Annotated in this window: 1 protein-coding gene; it reads right to left on the bottom strand. The window is 32.9% G+C overall.

Features of this window, described 5'->3' with window-relative positions:
• Nucleotides 1–183: 183 nt before the first annotated feature.
• Nucleotides 184–863 (bottom strand): aldo/keto reductase (locus IDG60_RS16750; protein WP_206160962.1); only part of this gene is annotated, 680 nt, incomplete at its 5' end.

The raw sequence follows: 863 nt of genomic DNA, 5'->3' as shown, positions 1-863 counted from the left end.
AAATATCTGTGTTTTTCGTTACCTAATTATACTATCATAAGCTTTGCCTACCGAATAGTAAAACGCTTACAACTTTTATATAAATTTGACGAAATTTCGTCATGCCTTATATAACGTCGTTTGTGATACGGGGCTAATTCATGATGAAATTAGATACATATATCACCATTAAATACAATTCATTTAGTCTTCAATCGGAAACAGTTCATCGATATATTGAATCTCATCATCTGATAAAACGATATCTGCAGCTTTAATATTTTCAACGACTTGTTCTGCACGTTTTGCACCAGGAATAATCACATCGATAGCTGGTCTCGTTAAATAAAATGCTAATACAATGTTCGCAATTGAAGTTTGATGTGCTGCAGCTATGCTTTCCAAAGCTTTTACGCGACGCACATTTTCTTCAAATACACCTGGTTTAAAATCACGACGTGTAGTACGATGGTCACTAAATTTAGTGTTCTCATCATATTTTCCAGCTAAAATACCGGATGCTAATGGGAAATATGGAATAAATGTGATTTGGTGATCAACACAATATTGTAATACTGCCTCATTTTCGCGATGCAATAAATTATATTCTAACTGTACAACATCAACGTAACCATCTTTATTTGCTTCTTTAAGTTGATCTAATGTGAAATTTGATACACCAATTGCTTTAATCTTCCCTTGTTCCTTAAGCTCTTGTAATGCTGCAACTGCTTGATCTTTCGGAGTGTTGTTATCCGGAAAATGAATATAATATAAATCGATATAATCAGTTTGTAGACGTTTCAAACTATTCTCAACTTGTTGTTTTAAATATTCCGGTTGATTGTTCTGATGTACTTCTTGATTTTCATCAAATTCATGAG

It is taken from the genome of Staphylococcus sp. EG-SA-2 (assembly GCF_017152085.1).
This window is presented reverse-complemented; position numbering and strand designations above follow the sequence as displayed.